The organism is Candidatus Competibacteraceae bacterium (genome assembly GCA_016699715.1).
In the GTDB taxonomy this organism is placed as follows: Bacteria; Pseudomonadota; Gammaproteobacteria; order Competibacterales; family Competibacteraceae; genus Competibacter.
This window is the reverse complement of sequence record CP065007.1, coordinates 2,494,026-2,520,390: the sequence shown is the minus strand read 5'-3', so window position 1 is coordinate 2,520,390 and position 26,365 is coordinate 2,494,026. Positions and strand designations below refer to the sequence as shown.

General features: G+C 63.9%; 20 protein-coding genes. 15 read left to right on the top strand and 5 right to left on the bottom strand.

The window, feature by feature from the left end; all coding sequences use genetic code 11:
* The first annotated feature begins 327 nt into the window (after positions 1-327).
* The 14 genes from IPM89_11280 (at position 328) to creD (ending at position 15,566) form a co-directional block, all read left to right on the top strand.
* On the top strand, positions 328-3,873 hold the full coding sequence (locus IPM89_11280) for a hypothetical protein (protein ID QQS53457.1): 3,546 nt from the start codon (positions 328-330) through the stop codon (positions 3,871-3,873).
* Between the two features lie 138 nt (positions 3,874-4,011).
* Positions 4,012-5,154, top strand: coding sequence for an MlaE family lipid ABC transporter permease subunit (locus tag IPM89_11275; protein QQS53456.1), 1,143 nt, complete (start codon positions 4,012-4,014; stop codon positions 5,152-5,154).
* A gap of 2 nt (positions 5,155-5,156) precedes the next feature.
* Positions 5,157-5,939: an ATP-binding cassette domain-containing protein gene (locus IPM89_11270; GenBank protein QQS55890.1), complete on the top strand. Its 783-nt coding sequence runs from the start codon at positions 5,157-5,159 to the stop codon at positions 5,937-5,939.
* Complete coding sequence (locus IPM89_11265) at positions 5,924-6,913, top strand: MCE family protein (protein QQS53455.1); 990 nt, start codon at positions 5,924-5,926, stop codon at positions 6,911-6,913. The genes IPM89_11270 and IPM89_11265 overlap by 16 nt, the downstream gene beginning before the upstream one ends.
* A 115-nt stretch (positions 6,914-7,028) precedes the next feature.
* The gene (locus tag IPM89_11260; protein ID QQS53454.1) at positions 7,029-7,610 is read left to right on the top strand and encodes a membrane integrity-associated transporter subunit PqiC; all 582 of its coding nucleotides are present in this window, start codon (positions 7,029-7,031) and stop codon (positions 7,608-7,610) included.
* Between the two features lie 200 nt (positions 7,611-7,810).
* Positions 7,811-8,047, top strand: coding sequence for a hypothetical protein (locus IPM89_11255; GenBank protein QQS53453.1), 237 nt, complete (start codon positions 7,811-7,813; stop codon positions 8,045-8,047).
* Between the two features lie 3 nt (positions 8,048-8,050).
* A complete protein-coding gene (locus IPM89_11250) occupies positions 8,051-8,206 on the top strand; it encodes a hypothetical protein (protein QQS53452.1) in 156 nt (51 codons plus the stop codon).
* Positions 8,207-8,255: 49 nt separating this feature from the next.
* Positions 8,256-9,413 carry a hypothetical protein gene (locus tag IPM89_11245; protein ID QQS53451.1) on the top strand — a complete coding sequence of 386 codons (1,158 nt, stop codon included), beginning with the start codon at positions 8,256-8,258 and terminating at the stop codon, positions 9,411-9,413.
* Between the two features lie 173 nt (positions 9,414-9,586).
* Positions 9,587-10,474 carry an IS982 family transposase gene (locus IPM89_11240; GenBank protein ID QQS53450.1) on the top strand — a complete coding sequence of 296 codons (888 nt, stop codon included), beginning with the start codon at positions 9,587-9,589 and terminating at the stop codon, positions 10,472-10,474.
* A gap of 131 nt (positions 10,475-10,605) precedes the next feature.
* The gene (locus tag IPM89_11235) at positions 10,606-11,616 is read left to right on the top strand and encodes an SLAC1 anion channel family protein (protein QQS53449.1); all 1,011 of its coding nucleotides are present in this window, start codon (positions 10,606-10,608) and stop codon (positions 11,614-11,616) included.
* 70 nt (positions 11,617-11,686) lie between these two features.
* Positions 11,687-11,899: a neutral zinc metallopeptidase gene (locus tag IPM89_11230; protein ID QQS53448.1), complete on the top strand. Its 213-nt coding sequence runs from the start codon at positions 11,687-11,689 to the stop codon at positions 11,897-11,899.
* A 16-nt stretch (positions 11,900-11,915) separates the two neighbouring features.
* Positions 11,916-12,626, top strand: a complete 711-nt coding sequence (gene creB, locus IPM89_11225; protein ID QQS53447.1) for a two-component system response regulator CreB — start codon at positions 11,916-11,918, stop codon at positions 12,624-12,626.
* 12 nt (positions 12,627-12,638) lie between these two features.
* Positions 12,639-14,081, top strand: coding sequence for a two-component system sensor histidine kinase CreC (creC, locus tag IPM89_11220; protein QQS53446.1), 1,443 nt, complete (start codon positions 12,639-12,641; stop codon positions 14,079-14,081).
* A gap of 123 nt (positions 14,082-14,204) precedes the next feature.
* Entirely contained in the window at positions 14,205-15,566 is a 1,362-nt protein-coding gene (gene creD / locus IPM89_11215) for a cell envelope integrity protein CreD (protein ID QQS53445.1), read from the top strand.
* Positions 15,567-15,622: 56 nt separating this feature from the next.
* Here creD and IPM89_11210 read toward each other — a convergent pair whose 3' ends face one another.
* The 4 genes from IPM89_11210 to IPM89_11195 all read right to left on the bottom strand — a co-directional run bounded on the left by IPM89_11210 (position 15,623) and on the right by IPM89_11195 (position 23,479).
* Positions 15,623-19,165 carry an AAA family ATPase gene (locus tag IPM89_11210; GenBank protein ID QQS53444.1) on the bottom strand — a complete coding sequence of 1,181 codons (3,543 nt, stop codon included), beginning with the start codon at positions 19,163-19,165 and terminating at the stop codon, positions 15,623-15,625.
* Positions 19,162-20,424 (bottom strand): metallophosphoesterase, encoded by a 1,263-nt coding sequence (locus IPM89_11205; protein QQS53443.1) that lies wholly within the window; start codon positions 20,422-20,424, stop codon positions 19,162-19,164. Before IPM89_11205 ends, IPM89_11210 begins: the two co-directional genes overlap by 4 nt.
* 104 nt (positions 20,425-20,528) lie before the next feature.
* Positions 20,529-21,620, bottom strand: a complete 1,092-nt coding sequence (locus tag IPM89_11200) for a microcin C ABC transporter permease YejB (protein QQS53442.1) — start codon at positions 21,618-21,620, stop codon at positions 20,529-20,531.
* Positions 21,621-21,628: 8 nt separating this feature from the next.
* Positions 21,629-23,479 carry an ABC transporter substrate-binding protein gene (locus tag IPM89_11195; GenBank protein QQS53441.1) on the bottom strand — a complete coding sequence of 617 codons (1,851 nt, stop codon included), beginning with the start codon at positions 23,477-23,479 and terminating at the stop codon, positions 21,629-21,631.
* Positions 23,480-23,548: 69 nt separating this feature from the next.
* Here IPM89_11195 and IPM89_11190 point away from each other — a divergent pair, with 69 nt between their 5' ends.
* Positions 23,549-24,334, top strand: a complete 786-nt coding sequence (locus IPM89_11190; GenBank protein QQS53440.1) for an enoyl-ACP reductase — start codon at positions 23,549-23,551, stop codon at positions 24,332-24,334.
* A gap of 62 nt (positions 24,335-24,396) precedes the next feature.
* Here IPM89_11190 and IPM89_11185 read toward each other — a convergent pair whose 3' ends face one another.
* Positions 24,397-26,319 carry a SurA N-terminal domain-containing protein gene (locus IPM89_11185; GenBank protein ID QQS53439.1) on the bottom strand — a complete coding sequence of 641 codons (1,923 nt, stop codon included), beginning with the start codon at positions 26,317-26,319 and terminating at the stop codon, positions 24,397-24,399.
* Positions 26,320-26,365 lie beyond the last annotated feature (46 nt).

Sequence of the window (26,365 nt, the reverse complement as noted above, 5' to 3'; positions counted from 1 at the left end):
GATTCGACTAAGTTTTTAGTGATCCATTCCGACCTTATCCAGTAAGTTTTTGAGACTGATCACCATCGGGGTGGAACTTCGGTCGTGGCGGTTCGAAACACACCCAGCCTAACCCCCTGTCTCCGTCAGGCCGCGTCGTCCTCAACAGCTCGCAATTCATAATTGCATTCATTCTTAGCTTGTTGCCGATGAGCTTAACGGATAGCCATAGAGGATATTCCAATGACTAATAATCGTCATTTCAGATTGTTAGTAAATTTTCTTGCCTTGTTCCTGGGATTGTGTCTCGCACTATTGAGTTCTTCCTCGCGAGCACAATCCCAGGCCGTGCTGGAATCCCCCGCGGCGGGAGCCTTCGTACAAAGCGGAGTGGGGCTGATCCGGGGCTGGGCCTGCGCGGCGCAACGGATCGAATTCAGCCTCGACGGCGGATCGTTGCAAGCCATCGCTTATGGCACCGACCGGCCGGACACCGCCGCCCTCTGCGGCGACAGCGACAACGGCTTCGGCTTCACCCAGAACTGGGGCGAAATCGGCGACGGCGTCCACAACCTGCGGGCCTTCGCCGACGGAGTGGAATTCGCCAACGTCAACTTCACGGTCACCACCCTGGGCCGGGCGTTTCTGACCGGCCTGCGGGCGCAATACACCCTGCGCGACTTCCCCGCCGCCGGCAATGAACCCCAGGTGCGCTGGTCCGAACCGCAGCAGAACTTCGTGTTCGCCCGCCAAGCGACGATCCCGGCCAACACCCCGCCGTCGACCCATCCCCGGGCGGCGCTGGAAGCGCCGGCCCAAGGCTCGTACCAAAGCGGGGTCGAGTTGATCCGGGGCTGGGCCTGCGAAGGGCAGCGGGTCGAGTTCAGCCTCGACGGCGGCGCGCGGCAAGCCATCGCCTACGGCACCGACCGACCCGACACCCAGAGTGTATGCGGCGACACCAACAACGGTTTCGGTTTTACCTATAACTGGAACCGGCTCGGCGAGGGCACCCACAACCTGCGCGCGTATCTCGACGGGGTGGAATTCGCCAACGTCAACTTCGCCGTCACCACCCTGGGAGCGGAATACCTGACCGGGCTCCGTCGCCAATACGTCTTCGACAATTTCCCCGAGACCGGCCAGACCACCACCGCCGAATGGTCCGAACCGCAGCAGAACTTCATCGTGGCCCGCAGCACCGCCACGCCCTCCCGGCTGGCGTTGATCGCCGCCATTACCGATGTGCTCAATCCGATGGCCGTGGCCGGCAACGGCACCGGCGCGGCGCTGGGGGAAAGCACCGGCGTGATCGCCACCAAGCGCGGCGACGGCGTGCCCACGCGGCTGGAGGGCATCACCTGGGCCAGCCGTCCCACCGGCCAGTCCGCCGATCTGTCATTGGCCGACGATGGTCTGCCCGACGCCTATATCGATTCCAGTGGCGTCGAGGCGCGATTCAGCGATTACCAGCTGACCGATGCCGCGTCCAGCGTGACGGTGAGTTTTTTCCGCAACGGCGCCGCCCAGGGCACCCCCGCGACCGTGCCGGTCGAGGGCGCCGGGTTGCGCGCGCTGCAAACCATGGCCGAGCGGGTGCGCTTGGCGCTGCAAAGCACACCGGCCAGCACCGGCCGGCAAGTGGCGCCCGCGGTGAGCACGGCAGCCGCCCGGCAGCCGCAAGACACCCCCCTGTCGCGCTTTACCCTGAGCGCGCTGCTGGTCAACAGCTACTGGTATGGCAGCGTCGCCGCCGGCGAGACCCTGTGCGCCGTGCGCGCCGCCGCCGATCAGGCCGGGGTGAGCGGCCTGGTCGCCCCGGCGGCTTGCCAGTCGCCGCTGATCACCGCCTTCCTGGCCCGGGCCGCCACCCGGCGCGGCACGGCGGCCGCACCGCCCGTGTCCGGCATCGATCCGCTGGTGCAGCAGGCCTTGCGGGCCGACGCCGATGTCGTCGAGGCACCCTGTGGTCCGGCCGGCGGCGGCGTGTCCTGCCTGGAACCGGTCGCCAGCCAGTTGCAAACCCGTCAGGACGAGGACGAACAAACCCCGGTCTTGCCTCGGGAGGAACCCACGGATGCCGTCCTGCCACCGCCGACCGGGGTCGACGCCAGCGATGGCACCTTCGCCGATCGAGTGCGGATTACCTGGAATGCCGTGGCCGGCGCGATCGCCTATGAGGTGTATCGCGATGGCTTCCTGCTCGGTTCGCCAACCGGCACCGCCTTCGAGGATACCGATGTGGCGCCCGGTGCTACCCATGCCTATACGATTAGAGCGTGCAACGCCAAGGGGTGTGGCGGTCTTAGCAACTCCGATGATGGCTATGCTCAAGCGCAACAAACCGTGACCTACCTGGTCACGGCCACCGCTGGTCCTGGCGGCACCATCAGTCCGCCCTCGCAAACGGTCAACGCTGGCGCGACCACCAGCTTCACCGTCACTCCCGACAGCGGCTACGTTATCAACTCGGTCACCGGCTGCGGCGGCAGCCTCGGTGGCACGACCTACACTACCGGTCCGATCACCGCTCCCTGCACCGTCACCGCTAGCTTCAGTGCGCTGCCGCCCGAGAGCTACTTGCTCACCCTGACCACGACCGGGACCGGATCGGGTACGGTCGGTGGCGGTGGCGGCTATCCGGCGGGTACCAGCGTGACCCTCACCGCCACTCCGGACGTCAGTAGCACCTTCGCCGGATGGAGCCCCAGCCCTTGCGCGGCCAGTTTCACCATGCCGGCCCAGAGTCTAGCCTGTACCGCGACCTTCACCCTTAAGAGCTACACGGTCACTGCTACAGCCAGCGGCGGCGGCACCATCAGTCCACCCTCGCAGACGGTCGACCACGGCGCTACCGCCAGCTTCACCGTCACCCCCGACAGCGATTACCAAATCGCCTCGGTCACCGGCTGCGGCGGTAGCCTTGGCGGCACGACCTACACTACCGGTCCGATCACCGCTCCCTGTACCGTCACCGCTAGCTTCAGTGCGCTGCCGCCCGAGAGCTACTTGCTCACCCTGACCACGACCGGGACCGGATCGGGTACGGTCGGTGGCGGTGGCGGCTATCCGGCGGGTACCAGCGTGACCCTCACCGCCACTCCGGACGTCAGTAGCACCTTCGCCGGATGGAGCCCCAGCCCTTGCGCGGCCAGTTTCACCATGCCGGCCCAGAGTCTAGCCTGTACCGCGACCTTCACCCTTAAGAGCTACACGGTCACTGCTACAGCCAGCGGCGGCGGCACCATCAGTCCGCCCTCGCAGACGGTCGACCACGGCGCTACCGCCAGCTTCACCGTCACCCCCGACAGCGATTACCAAATCGCCTCGGTCACCGGCTGCGGCGGTAGCCTTGGCGGCACGACCTACACTACCGGTCCGATCACCGCTCCCTGTACCATCACCGCTAGCTTCAGCCTCGCAACCTACCTGGTTACGGCCACCGCTGGTCCCGGCGGCACCATCAGTCCGCCCTCGCAGACGGTCGGCCCCAGTGCGACAGCCAGCTTCATTGTCACTCCCGACCCCGGCTACTATATCGATACGGTCACCGGCTGCGGCGGCAGCATCAACGGCGGCGAGTACCCCTCCAGCAGCAGGACCTACACCACCAGCCCGATCACCGCTGACTGTACCGTCACCGCCAGCTTCCGCCTCGCGACCTATGTGATCACGGCCACCGCCGGTTCCGGCGGCACCATCAGTCCGTCCTCGCAAACGGTCGACCACGGCGCGACCGCCAGCTTTACCGTTTTCGCCGATGATTATTACTATGTTTACTCGGTCGACGGTTGCGGGGGTAGCTACGTTGGTGATGACCTAGGCGGTACTTATACCACCGGCCCGATCACCGAGGAGTGTACCGTCACTGCCGGTTTCTGGAGTCCACAGTAGAGTAGCCCATCTCCTGTGTGCAGGAGCAACCTCGACCATAACGATTCACGTCTTGGTTAAGGTTGCTCCTATCGTCCGCGCTGGCTATAACCATCGGTCTATATCTACTTCCGAGAACGGTATGACTGGCGGTAAACCATGACTGTGTCCAATCTCCTTCCGACCGCCGAACCCGCCGCCGTCCGTCGCGACCAGGGCCACTACCGCTGCGAGGGTCGCTGGACCCTGGCGGGCATCGAGGCGCTCGACGCACAACTGCAAGGCATCCGCTGGTCAAGCGGCGCGCTGCAACTGGACGGCTCCGGCATTCGGGCCATCGACACCACCGGCGCGCTGCAACTGCTCAATCTGGTCGCCGTGCTGGAACGGGACGGTCGCCGGGTGCAACTGATTGGCTTGCACGAGGAACACCGGGAACTGCTGGATCTGGTGCGGGAGCGCCGCGCCGCCGCCGGAGAACCACCGCCGCTGGCCACGCCGCCGGGTCGGCTGGAACGGCTGGGCCGATGGGCTTGGCATTACCTGCGGCGTAGCATCGATTTTCTGGCTTTCGTCGGTGAAGCGGCGCTGGCGCTGGGCCAACTGCTCTTGCATCCCAGGCGGTTTCGCTGGCGGGCGCTGTTTGGCAACATCGAAACCGCCGGCGTCCATGCCCTGCCCATCGTCGCGCTGCTGGCCTTCATGATGGGCGTGGTCATCGCCTATCAGGGCGGTCGGCAACTGGAGCTTTACGGCGCCAACATCTTCATCGTCGAACTGGTTTCGCTGACCATGCTGCGCGAGCTGGCGCCGCTGATCACCGCCATCATCGTCGCCGGCCGCACCGGCTCGTCCTACACCGCCCAGATCGGCACCATGCAGATTACCGAGGAAGTGGACGCGCTGCGCACCATCGGTATCCCACCCATGAATCTGCTGGTGTTGCCCAAACTGCTGGCCCTGGTGGTGGCTCTACCGTTGCTGACGCTGTTCGCGGACGCGCTGAGCGTGTTCGGCGGCATGGTCATGGCGCGAACCATGCTGGATGTGAGCTATGGCGATTTCCTCGACCGCTTCCCGCGGGTGGTGACGCTGACCTCGTTCCTGATCGGGATCGGCAAGGCGCCGGTGTTCGCCGCCATCATCGCCCTGGTCGGCTGCTATCAGGGCTTCCAGGTACGTGGCGGTGCCGACGCCGTCGGCCGACAGACCACGGTCAGCGTGGTGCAGTCGATTTTTCTGGTGATCGCCGCCGATGCCCTGTTCTCGGTAGTCTTGGGTAGCGTCGGGTTATGGCGCTAAACATGGGTCTGGCGGAGAAGGTGATCGAAATCAGTGGCCTGCGCACGAGTTTCGGCGAGACGGTCGTTCACGACAACCTGGACCTCGCGATTCCACGGGGCGAGGTGGTAGCCCTGGTCGGCGGCAGCGGTTCCGGCAAGACCACCCTGGTCCGGGCGGTGATCATGCTGCTGAAACCAGCGGCGGGTTCCATCAAGCTGTTCGGAGAAGAGATTGTCGGGATCGGCGACGGCCCGGCATTCCGGCTGCGACGGCGTTTCGGCATGTTGTTCCAGCAGGGAGCGCTGTTCGGTTCGCTCACGGTGCGGGAGAATGTGGCGGTGCCGCTGAGCGAGCATACCCGGCTGTCGGCCCGGCGGATCGCGGAAATCGCCGATCTCAAAATCGCGCTGGCGGGTCTACCGGCCGACACCGGCAATAAACTGCCGCGCGAACTGAGCGGTGGCATGCTCAAGCGCGCGGCGCTGGCGCGGGCGCTGGCGCTGGACCCGGCGCTGCTGTTTCTGGACGAGCCGACCTCCGGCCTCGATCCGGTCAGCGCCGGCGCCTTCGACGAACTGGTGGTGCAGCTCAAGGAATCGCTGGGGCTGACGGTGGTGATGGTGACCCACGACCTGGATTCGCTGTGGCACGCCACCGACCGGGTGGCGTTTCTGGGCGAGCGGCGGGTGATCGGCTTCGCGCCGATGGCGGAGTTGGTGACGGCCGAACATCCGCTGATCCGGGCCTATTTTGAGGGGCCGCGCGGTCGCGCGGCGCGGGGACAAGCGTGTACAGCAAAGTGAATTATGCCCTGGTGGGCCTGTTCGTCATTCTCTTCGGCGCGGCGGCGGTGGGCGTGGCGTTCTGGCTGACGATCGGGGTCGAGAACAAGAGCTACAGCCGTTATCGCGTGTACTTTCACGAATCGGTGGCTGGTCTGAGCCTCAAGGCGGCGGTCCGCTATCGCGGCGTTCAGATCGGACAGGTGGAATCCATCCGCTTGGATCCCGCTAACCCCGATCAGGTGGATGTGGTGCTGAACATCGAACGCGGCACGCCGATCCGTCGCGATACCATCGCCACCCTGTCCAAGCAAGGGCTCACCGGAGTAGCGGCGGTGGAACTCAGCGGCGGTGGTGGCCAATCGCTTCCCCTGGAGAAACAACCGGGACAGGAGTTGCCGGTGATTCAGGCCGGGCCGTCGCTGGTGGCCCGCCTGGACGAGGCTTTCAACAACATCATCACCAACGTGGATAATCTGTCGCGGCGCGTCGAACGGTTGTTGGGCGATCAGAATCAAAGCGCCCTGACCCAGACCTTGCAACATCTCAGCACGATCACCGGCGCGGTGGCCGACCGCTCCGACCGCATCCGCCAGACCCTGGACCATGTGGAAGTCTTCACCGGCACGCTGGCGGGACGGGCGACGCAATTGGGCAAGGCGCTGGATCAACTGACGACGATGTTGCAGGGAAGCGGCGATTTGAGCGTGCAGCTTCGGGCCACTCTGAGCGATTTTCGCGCGGGCGCCCAAGCGGTGCGTCGAACGGCCGACACGTTCAATCGGACCAGCCGGGACTTGAGCGGCCTGGCTGAAGTCGGGCAACGGGAATTGCGACAGTTGGGGCAGAATACCGTACCGGAATTCAATAACCTGCTGACGGACGCCAACGAACTGGTGGTGGTCCTTCGACGGCTGGCCGAATTGCTGGAACAAAACCCGCGCGCCCTGCTGATGGGCAAGCCCAGCGGTCGGCCGGACCCTGGGGAGAAGTAAGCGTGTGGGAAGCCGCTTAACCGCGAATAAAAGTCAAAAAGGACGGAATGTGCGGAATCACAACGGGTTGTGCCTTGAACGCGAACGCGGGCGACGGTGGGTCCGGTTTGGGGGCGTGCTACTGACCGCCCTGGCGCTAAGCGCTTGTCTATTGCCACAGGACAAGTCACCGCCGCGACAGGATTATTTGCTGGAAGTCGCGGCCTTCGCGCCACCACCGATCCAACGCACTGGCAACAAGATCCTGCTGGTGGCGGTGCCCAGGGCAGCACCGGGATTCGATTCCAACCGCATCGCCTACAGCCGGGAGCCGCTGAAGCTGGACTACTACAACGACAGCGGCTGGAGCGACACACCGGCCAAGATGCTGCTACCCATCCTGGTGCGGGCGTTCGAAACCACTGGAGTGTTCAAGGCGGTGGTATCGCCGCCGGCACCAGGGTTGGCCGACTTGCGGGTGGATGTGGATCTAATCCGCTTGCAGCAGGAATTCATGACTCAACCCAGCACGGTGCGGTTGACCGCCCGTATCAAAGTGCTGGATATGAAAAGCAGACATGTGCTGGGAACCCAGGTGTTCGAGGCGGTGGAACCGGCTCCCAGCGAAAATGCCCACGGCGCGGTCCAGGCGACGAACGCCGCCGTTCGGAAAATTCTGGGAGAGATGGTGCCGTTTGCGCTGCAATATGTGGGGTGAGCGGCTCGACACCCCCTCTGTGGCTGCTCTCGCGCAAGACAAGGGAAGGGCCGCTCTCGTCCCTTTTCCTACAATCTCTCAATCCTTCAACGTCCACTGGAGACGCCCATGAACCCTGGCGGCATGACTAGCGAACAGACCTGTGATTTTCCACATCCATCGCTTGAGGCGGTGTGCAAGCGACTCATGGAGCGCGCGCCATGATGTACTTCTCTGGGACCATCGCCGACGTGATCGAAGACGGCGCCACCGCGACGCTGGTTTTGGATACGGGCCGAATCAAGCATCATCTACAAGCCGACTCGCGCCTGCTGGCCGAGGCGTTGACCGCGCTCTACGGGGATGACTGCATCGGCAAACCCGCCGCGGTCCAGTGCGATGGCTCGACGCTCACCAGTATCGAGATTCCCGGCGCGGCGCCGAACTACACCATTTGAACGGTGGGGCTTGCCGATATCGGAACCTTCATCGTCGAGAATGGGCTCGACGGACTGATCGATATCCGCTCGGCGGGCTTCGAATGCAGCTTGCTGAGCGGACACGGCGGCACGGTCGATCTCGACCTGACAGTCGGCTTCATGAAGCAGGCGCCGTGAAACACGACTTGAACACCGATTCGACCGGAATCCCCATAAAGGCCCACCCATGAGCGAATACCAATACTACGAATTCCTGGCCATCGACCGGCCACTGAGCGCCAAGGAGATCGCCGAGCTGCGTGCCCTGTCGACCCGCGCCCGGATCACCCCGACGAGCTTCGTCAACGAGTATCACTGGGGCGACTTCAAGGGCAGTCCCGATACCCTGATGCGGCGCTATTTCGACGCCCATGTCTATTTGGCCAACTGGGGGCAATGCCATTTTTCCCTGCGCCTGCCCCACGACGCGCTGGACGCCGAGACCGCCGCCGCTTATACGACAAAATACGCCTTTCTGATCAAGGAGACCGGCGAACACTGGGTGATCGACTGGAGCTTGAACGAATCGGAGGACTACGACCGCTTTGGAGAGGACGACGGGTGCGACTGGATGGCCCGTTTGACGCCTCTGCGCGACGAACTGCTATGCGGCGAGCAGCGGGCGCTCTACCTCGGCTGGCTGGCGGCGGTCGAGGCCGGCGAAGTGAAGGACGAACAATTGGAACCGCCGGTGCCGGCCGGCATGCAGCAGCCGACTTCGGCGCAGCGCGCCCTGGTCAAGTTCCTGGGCGTTGGCCTCGACCTGCTGACCGCCGCAACCATCGCCAGCACCGCCGCCGTGGAAGATGTTCCAGCGCCGGAAGAGAGGGAAACCTGGCTGGACACCGTGCCGGCGAATGAAACGCGCGAACTGCTCCATCTGTTGCTGGACGGTCGGGGACAGCAGGCCGAACGCACTCTGAAAGCCCGTTTCGCCGCCTGGCAACGCGAACGGCGTCCGTCCTCCGTGGCCGGAACGCCCCGCCGCACCGTGGCCGAACTCCGGCGCCTGGCCGAGGAAGTTGCTCAACTTCGCCTGCGGCGGGAAGCCGAGGCTCACGCCCGCGCCGATGCCGAGCGGCGGAAACAGCGCGAGGCGTATCTGAGCACTTTGGCGCGGGACTTCGACCGGGCTTGGGCGACGGCGGACCAGCAGGCCGAACGGGGTGTGGCATCGGCTTACGACGAGGTACGGCGCGCCGTGGTCGATCTGGCCGAAGCCTACCAGCGGCACGCGAGCCACGAACAGTTCGAGCAGGCCCTGCAACGTTTCATGGCGCCGCACCGGCGCCGCACCACGCTGGTGAAGCGACTGGCGGACGCCGGCCTTTGGAAAAAGCGGTAACTCCCTTGGCGGTAGCCACGCCTCACCCGCAATCCCGGTTCACGACGCTTCTGTATTAGCTTATAACGCGATGTTCGACTTTTTCGAGGAGAGATGAGGGCAGACCGATGCGGCATGACGGTGCGAGCTAAGCTGAGAGGAACCAACCACCTCAACCGCACGGAGAGACCGCCATGCCGCTTGAAGACTTTATCATCACGGTGTTTTGCTGGGTAGAAGAACACCTGGAAGCCCTGCTGGGGGATCATCGCTTGCGCCAGCGTGGTTTTGCCCCGAAGTTGGCGGACAGCGAAGTGATCACCATGGAGGTGGTGGGTGAGTTTCTGGGTTTGGATACCGATGTGGGCATCTGGAAGTATTTCCGTCGTCATTGGCCGTCGTGGTTTCCAAGACTCGGATCGCGAACCACGTTTGCCCAGCAAGCGGCCAATCTCTGGGTCGTCAAACAGCGGCTGCATCGGCATCTGCTGATCGACTTGGGGGCGGTGACGGACCCTATTCACCTCGTCGATGGCTGCCCCATGCCGGTGTGTATGCTGACCCGTGCCCCGCAATGCCGATGTTTTCCCGAGGCGGCCGGCTTCGGCTATTGCGCGGCAAAAAAGCAGTATTATTATGGACTTCATGGTCACTTGATGATCACATTCGATGGCGTGATCACGGCGTGGACGGTGACCCCCGCCGCCGGTGATGAACGCGAAGCGCTTTGGGATTTGACGGACGGCGTTCACGGCTTGGTCATTGGCGACAAGGGATACCTGAGCGCCTGTCTTCAGGCGGAACTGGCAACCACGGGGATCGATTTGCAAACCCCCTTGCGGGCGAACATGGCCGATTCCCGTGCGCCTTGGATCATCCAACAACTGACGAGAACCCGCCGCCTCGTGGAAACCGTCATCGGTCAACTGACCGAGCAGTTTCATTTTGAGAAAATCCGGGCGCGGGATGTTTGGCACTTGACGAGTCGGATCGCCCGAAAAATCTTGGCGCACACCTTGGGTATTTTCATGAACCGGCAAATCGGTCGGTCAGACCTGCAGTTTGAGAGCCTGATCGCCTGAAAAGTCGAACATCGCGTCTTATACTAATTTACTAAACATGCCGCATGCCGTCCGATGTCGATCATCGCGATCCAACGGTGTGGCCTGGCGCCGTAAAATCCCTTTCAAACCAGATCGCTCGCAGACCAGTTATGAACACCTCGACACCGACGCAATCCGCGCCTGCTCCCATACCCGAGCAGGCGATTTCACCCGCGCGCCTCGAACAATTCCCCATCGCCTTTTTCTCGATCGTCATGGGCATGGCCGGACTGGCGCTGGCCTGGCAGAAAGCCCACCTCGTGCTGGGCGTACCGCCGATGATCGGCACGGGTCTGCGCGGAGCGGTCAGCGCTTTGTTCGTCATCCTGTTGGTTTTTTATGCCCTGAAAGCCCTGCGTTATCCGCAGGCGGTCGCCATGGAAATGCGTCACCCCGTGAAGATCAACTTCTTCCCGACCGTCTCGATTTCCCTGCTGCTACTTGCCATCGCCTATTTGGAATCGGCGCCCGAGGCGGCATTCTGGCTGTGGGTCGTCGGCGCTATCCTGCATCTTGGCTTCACCCTGGCGATCTTTGGCAGTTGGCTGCACCACACTCACTACGATATCAAGCACGCCAATCCCGCCTGGTTCATCCCCGTGGTCGGCAACATAATCGTACCGGTGGCCGGAGTACGGTTGGCCTCGCCCGAGCTGTCCTGGTTCTTCTTCAGCATCGGCCTGGTGTTCTGGATCGTGTTGATGACCATCGTGCTGTACCGGCTGTTCTTCCACGAGGCACTGCCGGCGCGACTGGCGCCCACGCTGTTTATCCTGCTGGCGCCGCCGTCGGTGGGGTTCATCGCCTATACCCACCTGACCGGCGAGATCGACGCCTTCGCGCGTGTCCTGTATTACACCGCGCTGTTTCTGGCCCTGCTGCTGGCCAGCAACGCCGTGCGCTTCCTGCGACTGCCCTTTTTCCTTTCCGCCTGGGCCTACTCCTTCCCATTGGCCGCGCTGACGCTCGCCACCCTGATCATGGCCACGCACTTGGCCAGCCTCCCGTTTTTTACTGGGTTAGGTGTCGCGCTGCTGGCGTTGCTCTCGCTAGTGGTCGTGGTGCTGGTGCTTCGGACCCTGCTCGCGATTGGGCGGCGGGAAATCTGCGCGCCGGAATAATCACCCGTGGTCGGGCTGGGGGCCGCTTTCGGCTACACTCTTTTCCATCGAACCGGAGGAGGGCTCCCCAATGCGTTGGCGTGATCTGAGGCGCAGCAGTAACGTGGAAGACCGGCGGGACGAGTCACCATCCGTCCGGCGTGGCGGCGGCGGCATCAAGCTGGGCGGCGGCGGCGGCTTGCTGCTGGTGATGGTGGCGAGCCCGATATTCGGGGTCGATCCCATGGGGCTGAAACCCGGCGACGTCAAGGAATGCAATACCTTTGTCGCGCGGCGTCCCTGAGCGGGTTTCGCCGGTCATGGCCGCCCGCATCCTGCTGGTCGAGGACGAACCCACCATCGCCGAAATCGTCGAATTCGCCCTGAGCAGCGAGGGATTCCAGGTCGTCTGGCGTACCCTGGCCCGCGACGCCGAAACCGAGTTGGCCACCGGCCTCCACGATCTGCTGATCCTCGACATCGGTTTGCCCGATGGCTCCGGGCTGGAGCTGCTCAAGTCGATAAGACGCGACTCGGACCTCCCGGTGCTGATCCTCTCCGCCCGCAACGCCGAACTGGACCGGGTACTTGGGCTGGAACTCGGCGCGGACGATTACGTCAGCAAGCCGTTCAGCCCGCGCGAACTGGCCGCCCGGGTCAAGGCCATCCTCAAGCGCAGCGCCCGAACCCACGCCATCGCGGCGGAACCGGCCGCCGGCGAAACCACCGGGGCCGGCGGCTTCGAAATCGACGAGGCCCGCGCCACCATTCGGTTTCAGAACCGTCCCCTGGACCTGACCCGCTATGAATATCTCATCCTCAAGACCTTGTTGGCCCAGCCGGAACGGGTGTTTTCCCGTGCCCAACTGATGGATCGGGTTTGGCCCGATCCCGCCGCCAGCTTCGAGCGCAGCGTGGACACCCACATCAAGACGCTGCGAGCCAAGCTGCGCGAGATCGAACCGCAATTCGATCCGATCCGCACCCACCGCGGTTTGGGTTATTCGATCCGAGTCGTGGACCGATCCTGAAACCGCGCCGCCATGCGTCTGGGTCTCAAGCTGTTTCTCGGCTACTTCCTGATCGTCGGTCTGGGCGTCTATTTCTCCCTGAACATCTTCGGCAAGGAACTCAAACCGGCCTTTCGCCAGGCGACCGAGGACACGCTGATCGACACCGCCAACCTGCTGGCGGTGCTGGTGCGCGACGACTTGCTCGACGGGAGCATTGCCGATGGCCATTTCCAGGACCGGTTGGCGGAATACGCCCGTCGCGCACCCAACGCCCGAATTTGGGATATCGCCAAGCAGGCTTTCGACCATCGCATCTACATCACCGACCAGCGGGGCGTGGTGCTGTTCGACTCCAGCGGGCGCGCTGTCGGTCAGGACTATTCCGGCTGGAACGATGTCTACCTGACCCTGCGCGGCCAGTACGGCGCCCGCACCACCCGCGACAATCCGAAGGACGATCGGAGCTCGGTGATGTACGTGGCGGCGCCGGTTCGGGACGGCGAGCGCATCGTCGGCGTGCTGACCGTGGCCAAACCCGGCGCCAGCGTCCAGCCCTACGTGGACCGGGCCGAAGCCAAGCTGTATCGCGCCGCCGCCGTGCTGGTGGCGGTGTCGCTGACCGTGGGGCTGGCGTTCTCCTGGTCGCTGGCCCGTTCCATCGGCCGGTTGGCCGGTTACGCCCGCGCCGCCGCCGACGGCCGGCGGATGCGCGCCCCGAAAGGCGGCGGACCGGAACTGCGGGCGCTGGCGGATGCGCTGGAAACCATGCGGAGCAAGCTGGATGGCCGGGATTACGTGGAGCGCTACGTCCACACCCTCACCCACGAGATGAAAAGCCCGCTGGCGGCCATCGCCGGCGCCGCCGAACTGTTGCAGGGCGAACTGCCGGGGCCGCAACGCGAGCGCTTCGCCGGACTGGTCGCCGGGGAGGCCGAACGGCTCCAGCAGTTGGTCGAACGCCTGCTGGCGCTGGCGACCGTCGAGCAGCGGCGCGAACCGCAGGAGCGGCGGCCGGTTGCCTTGCGTCAGACCGTGGAGGAATGGCTGACCGCCCGCGCGCCCGCCGTCGCCCGCAAGAACTTGCGGATCGACAAGCGGATTTCCGAGGGCGCGGCCTTTCTGGGTGAACCGTTCCTGCTGGTGCAGGCCATTGGCAACCTGCTCGATAACGCACTGGACTTTACGCCCGCGGAAGGAAGCATCGTAATCGAGGCCGTTCCGGTCGGCGATGCCTGGCGGTTGACCGTGATCAATAGCGGCAGCGCCATTCCCGACTATGCCCGCGAGCGGCTGTTCGAGCGCTTCTATTCGCTGCCCCGCCCGGATACCGGCCGCAAAAGCACCGGGCTGGGGCTGGCTTTCGTCCGGGAAGTCGCGCAACTGCACGGTGGGACGATCACGGTGGATAATGTGCTGGACGCCGCTGGAACGGCTTCTGGAGTTGCTGCCCGGCTTACACTGTCGGCGGCCTGATTCGCCCTCGATCCCCGCGTTTGACTACTTCACCCAATCCTCACATTTCCCGCACCTCCCGCACATCGGGACCTCAATTCGCTTGGTTAGGCTGGCCTCGTTCATTCAACCGAGGAAGCCCCGATGAGAAATCCGCTGTTCGTCAAGGTGGTTTTAGTGTTTCTGGTTACGGTGGTGTTGGCCACCGGCCTGTCGCAAATCGATTATCTGGTGAGAGAGCGCACGCAGCGCCGCGATCAGGTCGTCGCCGGCATCGCCGCCGCCACCGCCCGCGACCAAACCCTGGTCGGACCGCTGCTGGTCATTCCCTATACCCGCATCGTCAAGACGCAGAAGCCCATCCAGTCGGAAGAAGGTAAAACGGTCGAGGTCGAAAGACGCTATGCGGACCGGCTTTATCTGCTGCCGGCCGAACTGGATGTCCAGGCCAACCTGAACACCGAACAAATTCGACGCAGTCTTTACCACGCCGTGGTGTTCGGCGGCGCCGTTTCGTTCAAGGGCCGCTTTGCCGCCGAGGGCGAATTGCGAAAGCCCGACCCGAACGAGCAGATCGAATTCGGCGAGCCGCGCCTGATCGTCGCGATCAGCGATCCGCGCGGCATCCTGCGAGTACCGGTGCTGACGTGGGGCGGACAACGCCTTGATTTCCTGCCGGGCACCGGCGAGGACAAGCTGCCGAATGGCATCCAGGCCCGTCTTACGGGTCTCGATCTCCAGCACGGGTGGTCGGCCGAGTTCGAATTCGCGCTCGACCTGCGCGGCACCCAGTCCTTCGATGTGGCGCCGGTGGGCGATACCACCCGCATCGACGTGCGCGGCAACTGGCCGCACCCCAGTTTTTATGGTCAGTTTCTGCCGGAGTCACGCCAGGTGAGCGATGCCGGTTTTTCCGCCGCCTGGTCCACCACCCGGCTGGCCACCAACATGCTCCATCAGTTGAACGCCCGCCTGCGCGGCGGCCAGTCGCTCGATACGCTGATCGGGGTGCGCTTCGTCGATCCGGCTGACAGTTACACGCAGACCGACCGGGCGATCAAATACGGACTGCTGTTTATCGGCCTGACCTTCGCCGCCTTCTTCCTGTTCGAGGTGCTCAAGCGGCTGGCGATTCATCCCTTTCAGTACGGCTTGGCCGGCACGGCGCTGGTGCTGTTCTATCTGCTGTTGCTGTCGCTGTCCGAACATGTGGGTTTCGGGATCGCCTATGTGATCGCCACCGCCGGCTGCGTGGCGCTGCTGGCCTATTATCTGAGCTTTGTGCTGGGTAGCCTGGGCTGGGGTTTGGGCTTCGGGGCGCTGATCGGCGCGGTGTTCGGGATTCTGTACGTGTTGATCAGCCTGGAGGATCTCGCCCTGTTGGCCGGTTCGGTGACGCTGTTTGGCGCCCTGGCGCTGGTGATGGCGCTGACCCGCAAGGTAGACTGGTATCAGTTGGGGGATGCGCTGGGCGCGCGGCGCGGCAAGGGATCGAACGGCGAGTGAGAGACCTCCCTACCCATATCCCCTCTCCCGCAAGGCGAGGGGATTACCGGTCGATCTCATGGGCGGACCTCCATGGCCATGCCGCTTGGATCGGCGCTCAAGTCGTGCCGCCGCCAGGCGTCCGGCGGCAGCGCGACCGCCGCCAACTCGCAGAGATGGCTGTGGTGGGTAAAAAACAGCACCTGCGCGCGGCGCGCCAATTCGGCCAATACCGCCAGCGTCGCCACGGCCCGGTCATCGTCGAACTGCACCAGCAAATCGTCGATGGCGATGGGAACGGCCTCGCGCTCCCGCAGGTGTTCCTCGATGGCCGCAATGCGCAAGGCCAGAAAAAGCTGGTCGCGGGTACCCTGACTCATCCCCGCCACCCTCAGCCGCGCGCCATCCGGCCGCTGGCCGAGCAGGATTTGTCGGTCATCCTGGTAATCCATCACCAAGCCGCTGAAGCTGCTCAGGGTGATTCGGGCGAAGATCTCGCTGGCACGGCTCAGCACCGGTCCCTGATGCTGCTCCCGGTACGCCTGCACGACCCGCGACACGACGGCTCCGGCCAGCCGGGCGCGGGCGTAGGCTCGGGACTGCCGGGCGATACGGGCGGCCGTCTCCTCGGCACCCTGTTGTGCCTGTGCCGCCACGTCACCACCGTCGATGGCCTCAAAAGCGCCGCGTGCGTCCAGGTAGATCGCATACGCGGTTTCCAGCTCGGCTTCACCCTCGCGGATCGTGGTTTCCAATTGGTCCAGGCGGGCGTTGGCGGCATCCAGATCCTCGCCCTCGATCTCGGCCAGCACTTCGGCCAGCGGGCGAGCGGCGCCGCGCACCAGTTGCTCCTCGATCTCGGTCACTCGCTCGGACAGCCGCCGCTTGTGCGTCGCTTGTTCCTCGACCACCGCCAGTTCGTCCGGCGATTCCACCCCGGCGCGACGCATCAATTCGGTCAGGTGGTCGCGCTGCTTGGCGGCGGCGGCCTCCGCCTGGTCGAGTCGTTGCCGCTCCCGGGCGATGGCGGCGTCGGCTTGCTTGCGCCGCCGGTCGGCGTCGCGCGCTTCGTTCAACCCGCCATACAACGCCATGGCGGTCCGGTCGGCCGTCTGATCGGCGGCGGGTTCGCCGACGACATGCGCCAATTCAGCCAGCGCGCTTTCAAAGTCGGAACGGGTCGTCCGTTCCCGCTGGACCTCGCCGGATAAGCCTTCCAGCTTGCGCAAGGTCTGGGCAAGCCGATCCCATTGATCGAGCCGGACTCGCGCCTCCGCCGGCAAGGACTGGGGCGACAACCGCAATTCGCTCATGGCGGCGTTCCATTGCACCCGCCAGATCGCCTGTTTCCCGGCCAGTCCGGCGCGCTTCGAGGCGACTTCACTCAGTTCGGCTTCGCATTGGCGGATGCCGCTATCGAGCTTGGCGCGTGCCATGGCGGTTTGGCGGCCCTGCTCAATGGCCACCTTGGCACGGCCGAGCGCGACCGACAGGGCTTCGTCATCGCTCAGCGCCGGCAACCCGCATTTCCGCAAGGCCCGATCCAGCGTTTGACGGGCCACCGCCAGTGCCGTGCCGATCTCCCGCCGTTCCCGTCGCAGCGTGTCCAGACGAGCGGCACGTTCGACCAGCAGCGCCTGTTTGCCCAGCCACTCCGCCGCCGCGCCAGGCGAAAGATCGGGTTGGCGCAAGGATTCGGCGATCGCCTTCCAGCGGGTGTCGAGCCGGTCGCGTTCGGCCGTCAGCGCGGCGAACTGGGCCACATGCTCCGAACGCGCCCGCTGCATGTCGGCGATGCGCTGGCGGAGGTTCTCGACGCTGGTGGCTCGCTTGGCATCGGCGTGCAGCAAATCGGCCAAGCGGTCGGCTTCCCGCAGGGCAAGCTCGAAGGTATCGGCCAGCGCGGGTTCCGCCGTGCGCTCGACATAACCCTGGCGAATCCGCCGCCAGCCTGCGTCGCGCGCTTGACGGGCCTGCCATACCTGATCGTGGGTCACGATTTCGCCGGCCGCCGCCAATCCGCGCAATTCGCGTTCCCGCTCGCCGATATCCCGTTGCAGGATTTCATCCTGTTTGTTGAGCGAACGTTCCGCCTCGGCCCACTGGCGATAGCCGTCAACCATCTCGGTCACCGTGGCCAAGGGCGGCACGCGCAGCGCGATCAACGCATCAAGCGTCCCTTCCCACAGCGACGCGGTTTCGTGAACGAGCGCGGTTTCCAGTGCGGCGATTTCTCGCTCCAACTGGACGCACTGGCCGGTGAGGTCGCCGGGCGCGGCCGCCTGCTCGCGCGCCTGTTCCAGCGCCTCGAAGGGCATGGGTACGGGCTGGGTTTCCAGCTCATCCCGCAGTCGCTGGCGCATGTCGGTCAGCTCGCGCTCCCGTTCTTCCAGTTGCTCGCTCTGGGCCGACCGCTTGTCGCATTCCTCCAGCAGCGCCTGTACCCGCGCCCGCGCCGTGGGTACGGGCGCCAGCGCACGGCTCCGCTCCGACAGTTCGGTGGGCGCAAGATCCGCCGCCAGCGCCGGATCGATCTCGGCAAGCTGGCCGGCGAGAGTCTGGCGCGCGGCATCGAGATCCGCTTCGATTCGGGGCAGGCGTTCCAGAGTGCCCCGGTAGTCGTTCGCGGCGTGATGCAGCCGCTCAATGGCACCCGCATGGCTCAGCAACGCTTCGCGGACCACCAGTTGGGAGCACTGTCGGCGCAACTCCTCCAGCGCCGCCCGGGCTTCCCGCTGGTTGTCGGCGGCGGCACGCAGGCGTTCCTCGGTTTCGATGCGTTGCTGTCCGGCCTCCGGTGGCAGAAGAGGAACCGTGGCCAGCGTGGCCAGTTCCTGAAGTTTCGCCGAGCGCTCGGCGGCCAGCGGCAGGTGGGCGATGATCCGGGACAAGCGGCGCTGTTCCTCACGCCAGCGATTCAATTCCACGCGCCGCTCCGAATGCTTCTTCTCGGCTTGACGCCTGGTCCGCTCGGCCTGCTCCCAGGCCGAGGAACGCACCGTGGCTTCCCGTGCCCGTTTGCGCTGCTCTTCCAACTCCTTGAGGGCGACCTGAATTTCACTACTGCCGGCTCGTGGGCGAAACAGTTTCGAGACCTCGGCCTCCAGCTTGTCCGACAACTGGCGCAGGTCGGCCAATCCCGCCGCCGCCGCGAACAGGCTTTGGCCGATCTCTCCTTTGCCTTCCAGCAGCGCTTCGCCGCCGCGCGTCAGTCCATCGTGGTCAAGCCCGAACAGGGCGCGGTACAGCGCTTCGTCCAGGCCGCCCAACAACCGGGTCAGCCTATCCTCGGCCAGTGGCTGATCGGTCCGTTCCTCACCACTGGCCTCGTTCAATGCAAACAGGGTTTGCTTGCGCCCCTTGCGCCGCATCACCGCCAGCCGCCCGGCGTCGGCGGTCGCCAGCGCGGCGCCGATCCGCAAGCGGGGGTTTGAATGGATAAAGTTGTCGGCGGTGCGCTCCTCGATCCCGAACAGCAGGCCGATGAGCGCGCGCAAGGTGGTGGACTTGCCCGCTTCGTTCGGACCGTAAATGACATGGAAATCCGGCCCGCCGCTAAAATCGAGCCGGCGTTCCGAGAACGCACCGAAGGCTTTGAGATAGAGATGCTCGATCTTCATCGGGCGCCTTCGTCCCCGGACAACCGCGCCAGCAGATCGGCCTCCACCTCGCCCAGCAGTTCGAGCAAGGCATCGGCGGTGTCCAGACACAAGGCGTCGCGGTCCTCGCGGAGTTCCATGGGCAATTTTTGTCGCAACTCGCCCAGCGCTTCGGTAGCCACGGCGCGCAGCGCGGCTTCGTCCGCCGCCAATCGGCGTAACTCACGCACCAACAAACCGATGGGATCGTCGCGTTCGGCGATGCGGTCGAGATCCAGCAGCGGACGGGTGCGGAATTCGATTTTCTCGATCCAGGCCCGCCCGTTGCTGGCTTCGATCGCGACGGCGCGCAGTTCCTGTTCCAGCTTTTCGCGATCCGCGGCCAGTCGTTGATGCAGGGGACCGCTACCCCGTACCTGAACCCGCACCGCCAGCGCGCGATCCTCGGCCCCGGCGAGCCGTCGTCGCAAATCCAGCCGGGCCGCATCCAGCAGCGCATCCAGATCGGGCAAGCCATCGATATCGAGCGACAGGGTGTCCCAGCGCATCACGTCGAGCGCGACGAATTGCCGCGAAATCGCCCCATCCTCGACCGTCACCAACGTGCAGCCCTTGGGGCCAACTTCGCGGATGTGGCGGCCCTGGGTATTGCCCGGATAGACCACCCACGGTTCGCGGCACACGATTTCCGCCGCGTGGACGTGGCCCAGTGCCCAGTAGTCGTAACCCTTGCCGCGCAGCACATCGAGCGTGGTTGGGGCGTAGGGGTCGTGACCGGGACGACCGTCGAGCGCGCTATGCAGCAGGCCCAGGTTGAAATAGCCGGCCAGCGGGCGGGGATAAGCGGCGGCCAGGTCGTCCACCACGGCGGCGGTGGCGAAGCTCTGCCCATGCACGGCGATACCAATGTCGGCGAAGATCTTGGTTTCCGGGCTGGCGTCCGCGAACAGATGCACGTTCGCCGGCAGACGCAGGGCCTTGGTGAGCCGGCTGGCCGCGTCGTGATTACCCCGGACGATGGCGACCGGGATGCCTTCCTCGGCCAATTGCGCCACGCCCTTGATGAAAAACAAGCCGGTGTTGTGATCCGGCCAGTCGCCGTCGTACAGATCGCCGGCGATGACGACCAGATCGACTCGTTCGCGCCGGGCGACGGCGATCAGGTTATCGAAGGCGCGACGGGTGGCGCCACGCACCTCATCCACTGGAGCGCCCTCATAACGGTCGAGGCCGCGCAAGGGGCTGTCGAGATGCAGGTCGGCGGCGTGCAGGAAGCGCATGGCACGGAATACAAGTTGGGTGGTGGGTTTCTTGAAGTGTAAGTGGTGTCGCCTTATTGATCAATAAGATACCACCCAACCAGGGACGTGGCGAAACGCCGCGCTCACCGCGCCGAAAAATCGATGCGCGGATCGACCAGGTGATAACTCAGATCGCTGACCAGATTCAGCAACAAACCGATCAGGCTGAACATGTAGAGCGAGCCGAACATCACCGGATAATCCCGGTTGACCACGGCCTCGAATCCCAGCAAGCCCAGCCCGTCCAGCGAAAAAATCACCTCGATCAGCAAGGAGCCGGTGAACAGCATGCCGACCAGCGTGGCGGGAAAGCCGGCGATCACCAGCAACATGGCATTGCGGAACACATGCCCGTACAACACGCGATGTTCACTCAGACCCTTGGCGCGGGCGGTCACCACGTATTGCTTGTTGATTTCGTCCAGGAAGGCATTTTTGGTCAGCATGGTGAGCGAGGCGAAGCCGCCGATCACCATCGCCGTGACCGGCAGGGTCAAGTGCCAAAAATAATCCACGATCCGCGCCGGCCAGCTCAAATCCACCCAGTTGTCCGACACCAACCCCCGCAGCGGAAACCAGTCCAGATAGCGTCCGCCGGCAAACAGGATGATCAACAGGATGGCGAACAGGAACGCGGGTATCGCATAGCCCACGATCACCGCCGCGCTGCTTAGCACGTCGAAGCGCGAGCCGTCGCGCACCGCCTTGGCGATGCCCAGGGGAATCGAAATCACATAAATCAGCAAAGTGCTCCACACCCCCAAGGAAATCGACACCGGCAATTTATCCACCACCAGTTCCCATACCTCCCGATCGCGGAAGTAGCTCTTACCGAGGTCGAAGGTGAGGTAATCGCGAACCATCAGGCCAAACCGCACATAAGCCGGCTTATCGAAACCGAATTGGCGGTTCAATTCCGCCACGAAAGCCGGGTCCAATCCCTGGGCGCCGCGATAGGCGCTACTCCCACCCGTCGCCGCGTTGCCGCGTCCCGCCTCCGCGCTTTCGCCACCGCCCACCCGAGCGGTGGCGGCCACGGCGGTATTTTTCAGTTGCGCCAGCAATTGCTCCACCGGCCCGCCGGGCGCGATCTGCACGATGGCGAAGTTGATGGCGATGATGCCAAGCAGGGTCAGGGGAATCAGCGCCAGGCGGCGAAGGATGTAGGCGAACATGATGCGGATTACGGCTTACCGGTGGTCTCGTTCCCGACCAGCGCCGCCGCCCTGGCGGGATCGATCCACCAGGTATCCAATTGCACGCCTTGCAACGGTGTCACCGACGGATAGCCGAACTTGTCCCAAAAGGCGATTCGGGCATAGGGAATGTGCCAGTGTGGAATGACCAGGAAATTCCATTGCAACGCCCGATCCAGCGCCCGTACCCGCGTCACCAGACTGGCGCGGTCCGGGGCGGCGACAACCTGATCCACCAACGCATCCACCGCCGGATTCTTCAGGCCGGCGATGTTGCGACTACCCGGCTGACCGGCGGCGGCGCTGCTCCAGAACTCGCGCTGCTCGTTGCCGGGCGATAGCGATTGACCCCAGACGTTGACGACCATGTCGAAATCGAAATCGCGCACCCGGTTTTCGTATTGCGCCGAATCCACCGTGCGCACGCTCATCTCGATACCCAAGCGTTCCAGGTTGCGGGCGAACGGCAGCCCGATCCGCTCCCAGGTCGGATCGTCGATCAGCAGTTCGAAGCGAAACGGCTCGCCGGTCTTGGCGTTGACCAGCTTGCGATCGCGAAAGGTCCAGCCCGCCTCTTGCAGCAGTTCCAGCGCCCGGCGCAGGTTGGCGCGCAACTGGCTATCATCGTTCGACACCGGCGGCTGATACTCGGTGGTGAACACCCGTGGTGGCAGATCCTGACGTAGCGGCTCCAACAGCGCCAGTTCCTCCGACGAGGGCAGGCCGCGCGCCGCCAGCTCGGAGTTATCGAAATAGCCGCGGGTTCGCTTGTACTGGTCGTGAAACAGGTTCCGATTGCTCCATTCGAAATCGAAGGCATAGGCCAACGCCTCGCGGACCTTGGGGTCCTGGAACAGTGGTCGGCGCAAATTGTAGACAAAGCCCTGCATTCCCGACGGCATTTGGTTGGAAAAGGTTTCCTTCTTCACCAAGCCCTTGGTCAGCGCCGGGAAGTCGTAACCGCTTGCCCACTGCTTGGCGACGTTCTCCACCCGCAAATCGTAGGAACCGGCCTTGAACGCCTCCAGCGCCACCGTGACATCGCGGTAGTAGTCGTAGCGCAACCGGTCGATGTTGTATCGCCCCCGGTTGACCGGCAGATCCTTGCCCCAATAGTTTTCATCGCGCTGGTAGACGATGAAGCGCCCCGGCTCGAAGCGTTCGATCCGGTACGGGCCACTGCCCACCGGTATCTCCAGAGTCGTCGCGCCGAAGTCGCGGTCCCGCCAATACTTTTTCGACAGCACCGGCATCTGACCCATGATCAGCGGCAGTTCGCGGTTCTCGCCGGGCGCGAAGGTAAATTTTACCCGCCGCTCGTCCAGCTTCTCGGCCTTGGCGACATTGGCGTAGTAGAAACGGAAAAACGGACTGCCCTTGCTTTTGAGCGCCTCGAAGGAAAACAGCACATCGTCGGCGGTGATCGGGCTGCCATCGTGAAATTTCGCCTGGGGCCGAAGCGCGAAGGTGACCGACCCGCGATCCTCGGACAGTTCCACGCTCTCGGCGATCAAACCGTACTCGCTGAACGGCTCGTCGGCGCTGCCGGTCAGCAGGCTCTCGAACAACTGGCCGATACCCGCGGCCGGCTGGCCTTTGATATTGAACGGGTTGAAGGTATCGAAGCTGCCGATGGCGGCGAAACGCGCCTCGCCACCCTTGGGCGCGTTCGGGTTGACGTAGTCGAAGTGCGTGAAATCGGCTCCGTACTTCGGTTGGCCGTGCAGGGCGATGCCGTGCGCGGGCGATCCAAACGCAACGGCCGGTGGCAGGCAGCTTCCTAAAATCAGCAAGCCGGCGGCCAGCCACGGAGTGAAATGGAATTTTGCGCGCGCCATGCATTATCCTTTACAGTTCGTTAATCTGACCACGATTTAAACGATACCAAAACACCACAGGAGTTCTCCATGGGCTTTCTCGCCGGCAAACGTGCCCTGATCATGGGTGTCGCCAGCAACCGTTCCATCGCCTGGGGCATCGCCCAAGCCATGCGCCGGGAAGGCGCCGAATTGGCTTTTAGCTATCAGAACGACAAGTTGCAGCCTCGGGTCGAGAAGATGGCCGCCGAGCTGGGCAGTACCCTCACCTTTCCCTGCGAGGTGGAACGCGATGCCGACATCGACGGCCTGTTCGAGGCGCTCCAGCAGCACTGGGACGGACTGGACATCATCGTGCATTCCTTGGCATACGCCCCGCGCGAGGCGCTGGAAGGCGACTTTCTGCAGGGAATCAGCCGCGAAAATTTCCGCATTGCCCATGACATCAGCGCCTACAGCTTCGCGGCGCTGGCCAAGGCCGCCCGGCCGTTGATGCAGGGACGGAATGGCGCGTTGATCGCCATGACCTATCTGGGCGGAGCGCGGGCGGTGCCCAACTACAACGTCATGGGCCTGGCCAAGGCCAGTCTGGACGCCAGCGTTCGCTATCTGGCCCAGACGCTGGGACCGGAAGGGATTCGGGTCAACGCCGTTTCCGCCGGACCGATCCGCACCCTGGCGGCGTCCGGCATCAAAAATTTCCGCAAGATGCTGGATACCTTCGAGCATGTTGCGCCCTTGCGCAAGTGCGTCACCATCGAGGAAGTCGGCAACGTGGCGGCCTTCCTCTGTTCCGATCTGGCCTCGGGCATCACCGGTGAGATCGTGTACGTGGACGGCGGCTTCAACACCGTCGCGCTGGGAGCCCTAGAATAAGCGAGCCACGGGCCACGCTGACCTCAACGGGTGACCGGGCACGCCTTCGAGCGCCGATGCGCTCACAACCGCTCGGAATAAACCACGACCTTGGTCTTGGCCCGTAGGCTATCCAGCAATTGCGTGAACTGCCCTGATCCGGTTTGCTGACCCAATTGTTGCCCCAGCGCCTTGCGCTCGTCTTCCGTCAGCGCATCCGGCTGGCCGGGCACTACCCGCGCGACTTCGAACACGGCCTGATCGCCGCTGGCCAGCACCGTCGAACCCAGCGCCACCTGGCCGGCTTGCGGTTGCGGCAGGCGGAACGCGGCGGCCAGTATCGTACTGTCCACCGACGCGGCATCGCGACCCACCAGCCCGACATTTTTGTACTCTCCGCCAAATTCCGCCGCTAGCGCTTGCAAGTGCTCGCCCTTGGCGGCGCGCGCCTTCAGCGCCTCGACACTCTTGGCGAGGGCTTCGCGGGCTTTCTGCTGGCGCAGTAGCTTGGCGATGTCCTCGCGCGATTCCTCCAGCGAACGTGGGGTGGCGTCCTTGTGCTCTTTCACCCGAAGCACCACCACATGCCCCGGCTCCAGTTCGAGCGGTTCGCTGTTCAGGCCACGCTTGAGCACATCATCGCCAAACGCACTGTCGACCACCTTGGGGTTGGCGGCGATCCCTTCCCCACCCTGGCGGCTGAACCAGTTGCTCTCTCGTACCGGCATACCCAATGCCTTGGCCGTCGGCTCCAAACTGTCGGGATGTTCGTAGCTCAGATTGGTCAGCGTTTGACTGATTTCGTAAAAACGGTTCTCGGCCTGTTGATGGCGCAACTCCTTGGCTACATCCTCGCGCACCTCCTCGAACGGCTTGACTTGCGCCGCGGTGATGCTGTCCAGGCGGATGATGTGGAACCCTGACGGCATTTGCACCGGATCGCTGATTTCGCCAGGCTTCTTCATGGCGTACAAGGCGTTCTCGAACGCGGGGCTGGCAAACATGCCTTGCGTGATCGCACCCAACTCACCACCCTCCAACTCGCCGGATTGATCGGCTTGCACCTCCTGCAAAACCTGATCAAAACTCTTGGCGCCGGAATGCATGTTGTCGGCAATCCGCCCCGCTCTGGCACGGGCCTTTTCCACCTCGGCCTCGGCGGCGTTCGGCGGCAACTTGACCAGAACATGCGAAGCCACGCGCTCCTCGGGCCGAGCATATTTGGCAATCTGCTCCTGGTAGCTCGTCCGCAACTCCTCCTCGCCGATCTCGATACCCTCGGCGATTTGCGCCAGTTTCAGTTCGATGAACTGCAATTGCAGCTGCTGGGGAGTGACGAAACGGTCCTTGTTCTTCTCGAAATAATCCTGGATGGCCGCATCGTCCACACTGGCCTCGGCAAGGTATTTTTCCAGCGACAGCACCGTGTATTGCAGGTCGCGCTGCTGTTTGAGCAAGGCGATCACTTGTGTCAATTCGGCTGGAGTGACCAAGGCCGACGCCACGACGCCGTCACGCAGTTGGGCGGTTGCCAGCGATTGCCGCATCCCTTCCTCGAACGCCGCCGGGGTATACCCCTGATTGCGCAACAACCGCTCGTACAGATCCTTGTTGAACCCACCGCTTTGCTCGAATACCGGCAACGCGACCAATGCATCATGCAACTGCTGGTCACCGATGCGAAGCCCCTGGTCGTGGGCCAACTGGTTCAACACCCGTTCGTCGATCAACTGCCCCAGCACCTGCTGTTTGATGCGCGGTCCTTCCAGCAGGGCCGGATCGGCGTTACCGCCCAACGCGGCCTGCATACGCTGGCGTTGCTGCTGGTAGGCCCGCTGAAATTCCTGCAGAGAGATTTTGCTGCCACTCACCACGGCGGCATCCGCGGGTCCACCGGATTCGAAATATTGATTGACGCCCCATAAGGCGAATGGAACGGTCAGCAACCCGATGATGGTGTAGGCGAACCAGCCCTGGGCATGGTCGCGGATTTTCTGTAGCAGCATGGCGGTTACCCGGTTTTAGATCGGATCGCTCGGAACGCAATGGAGG

What these genes read in the sequence shown, in the direction of transcription:
- IPM89_11275 (QQS53456.1), top strand. Translation starts at nt 4,012, where the DNA reads ATGACTGTGTCCAATCTCCTTCCGACCGCCGAACCCGCCGCCGTCCGT.
- IPM89_11270 (QQS55890.1), top strand. Translation starts at nt 5,157, where the DNA reads ATGGGTCTGGCGGAGAAGGTGATCGAAATCAGTGGCCTGCGCACGAGT.
- IPM89_11255 (QQS53453.1), top strand. Translation starts at nt 7,811, where the DNA reads ATGATGTACTTCTCTGGGACCATCGCCGACGTGATCGAAGACGGCGCC.
- IPM89_11245 (QQS53451.1), top strand. Translation starts at nt 8,256, where the DNA reads ATGAGCGAATACCAATACTACGAATTCCTGGCCATCGACCGGCCACTG.
- IPM89_11240 (QQS53450.1), top strand. Translation starts at nt 9,587, where the DNA reads ATGCCGCTTGAAGACTTTATCATCACGGTGTTTTGCTGGGTAGAAGAA.
- IPM89_11235 (QQS53449.1), top strand. Translation starts at nt 10,606, where the DNA reads ATGAACACCTCGACACCGACGCAATCCGCGCCTGCTCCCATACCCGAG.
- IPM89_11230 (QQS53448.1), top strand. Translation starts at nt 11,687, where the DNA reads ATGCGTTGGCGTGATCTGAGGCGCAGCAGTAACGTGGAAGACCGGCGG.
- creB (QQS53447.1), top strand. Translation starts at nt 11,916, where the DNA reads ATGGCCGCCCGCATCCTGCTGGTCGAGGACGAACCCACCATCGCCGAA.
- creC (QQS53446.1), top strand. Translation starts at nt 12,639, where the DNA reads ATGCGTCTGGGTCTCAAGCTGTTTCTCGGCTACTTCCTGATCGTCGGT.
- creD (QQS53445.1), top strand. Translation starts at nt 14,205, where the DNA reads ATGAGAAATCCGCTGTTCGTCAAGGTGGTTTTAGTGTTTCTGGTTACG.
- IPM89_11210 (QQS53444.1), bottom strand. Translation starts at nt 19,165, where the DNA reads ATGAAGATCGAGCATCTCTATCTCAAAGCCTTCGGTGCGTTCTCGGAA.
- IPM89_11205 (QQS53443.1), bottom strand. Translation starts at nt 20,424, where the DNA reads ATGCGCTTCCTGCACGCCGCCGACCTGCATCTCGACAGCCCCTTGCGC.
- IPM89_11200 (QQS53442.1), bottom strand. Translation starts at nt 21,620, where the DNA reads ATGTTCGCCTACATCCTTCGCCGCCTGGCGCTGATTCCCCTGACCCTG.
- IPM89_11195 (QQS53441.1), bottom strand. Translation starts at nt 23,479, where the DNA reads ATGGCGCGCGCAAAATTCCATTTCACTCCGTGGCTGGCCGCCGGCTTG.
- IPM89_11190 (QQS53440.1), top strand. Translation starts at nt 23,549, where the DNA reads ATGGGCTTTCTCGCCGGCAAACGTGCCCTGATCATGGGTGTCGCCAGC.
- IPM89_11185 (QQS53439.1), bottom strand. Translation starts at nt 26,319, where the DNA reads ATGCTGCTACAGAAAATCCGCGACCATGCCCAGGGCTGGTTCGCCTAC.